General features: G+C 60.5%; 1 protein-coding gene. It reads left to right on the top strand.

What is annotated here, in order from left to right; genetic code table 11:
* Nucleotides 1–55 precede the first annotated feature (55 nt).
* Nucleotides 56–1,528 (top strand): IS4 family transposase, encoded by a 1,473-nt coding sequence (locus BV034_RS34065; protein ID WP_050031396.1) that lies wholly within the window; start codon nt 56–58, stop codon nt 1,526–1,528.
* The last annotated feature ends 10 nt before the right edge of the window (nt 1,529–1,538 follow it).

Raw genomic sequence — 1,538 nt, 5'->3', positions numbered from 1 at the left:
ATGTTTTATTGCGACGCGCTCGTTGAATTTCGAACGGTTCGATGTATTACTGTGAATGCGCCCGTCAACCCCCTTCTTTCCCGGCGTCTCCCGCATCCTCTTTGGACGCGCCCCCTCCCGGCACAGCTCCCCGCTCAGCCAGTCCAGATCCAAGGTTGACGCCCTTTGTCTGCGCCAGCTGGGCGTTCTTCTGGGCGACTGGCTCCCGGGCTTGATCGCCTCCTTCAAACCAAAGGAAGGCGACAACAGCAGGGAGCGCATTTATACTTTGTCCGTCACCTTCTGGGCATTCCTCAGCCAGGTGCTTGATCCCGGCGGCTCCTGCCTTCGCGCCGTCTGCCGCCTCAAGTCTTTGATGTGCAGCCATCGGCAGGAGCTTCCCGAAGAGGACACCGCCGCCTATTGCCGGGCCAGAGCCCGCTTGCCCATCAAGCTTCTGGTTCGAGCCTCGCGGGAGCTGGCTCGACGTCTTTGCGCCGGTTCCTCCGGCTCAAAGGACCCGCGCCGCATCGTTGTCATGGACGGCACGGGTATCACCCTGCCCGATACTCCCGCCAATCGTGAGGCCTATGCCTATGGCCCCAGTCAGAAGCCTGGCTGCGGCTTTCCTCTCATGAAGCTGGTGGGTCTCTTTGATCTGAGTACCGGCGCCTGGCTGGCCACCGTCAAAAGGGGCCGGCGCATTCATGATTCAACCATGGCCTGGCGGTTGCTCAAGCACCTGCGTGCCGGGGATATCCTGGTGGCTGACCGGGGCTTCTGCTCTTACGCATTCATCGCCGTCCTCAAGCAACGGGGCATTGATGTGGTCATGCGTATGCATCATTCGCGCCAGTGTGATCTGCGCAAGGGGCGACGCCTGGGCAAGAGCGACTCCGTCCAACGCTGGTCCAAACCTCAACGGATCGGCAAGAGCGCTGCGACGGTTCACTTCAAAGACCTCCCTCCTCAACTGGAGGTGCGAGTGACCCGTTTTGATGTCTCCATCAAAGCTCATCGCACCCGCCAGATCTGGCTGGTGAGCACCCTCTTGGATGCCGGGCAATGGAGTTCATCAGCCATTGCCAGTCTTTATCTGCGGCGCTGGCAAGTAGAGCTGTTCTTTGCGGACATCAAGACCACGATGGGCATGGACATGCTGCGTACGCGCAGCCCTCACATGGTGGCCCGCGAGTTGCTCATGCACATGATTGCTTACAATGTGGTCCGGCTGATGATGGCGCGGGCCCAACCTCTGCGCGAACTAGGCTCCAGCGGGGTGTTGAGCTTCAAAGGAAGCAGGGACCGGCTCGATCAGTGGCAATGGTGCCTGTGGAGCGCCTCCAGTGCCCGCCAATCGCGGATGAGGCTGACTGAAATGCTGCAAAGCATCGCTGACGATCCCCTCCTGGAGAGACCGCATCGACGGGAGCCGCGATGCAAGAAACGACGGCCCAAGAACTACCAACTCATGAGCAAACCCAGGCACGAAATGAGCGAGACGCCGCACCGGGCCCAGCGGCAGATCCGCAAAAAGGATGCGGCTTAACTCAGTGCCA

This window comes from Verrucomicrobium sp. BvORR034, from assembly GCF_000739635.1.
Classification (GTDB): Bacteria; Verrucomicrobiota; Verrucomicrobiia; order Verrucomicrobiales; family Verrucomicrobiaceae; genus Verrucomicrobium.
The sequence above is the reverse complement of the archived record's forward strand: the minus strand, read 5'-3'. Positions and strand labels throughout refer to the sequence as shown.

What these genes read in the sequence shown, in the direction of transcription:
- BV034_RS34065 (WP_050031396.1), top strand. Translation starts at nt 56, where the DNA reads ATGCGCCCGTCAACCCCCTTCTTTCCCGGCGTCTCCCGCATCCTCTTT.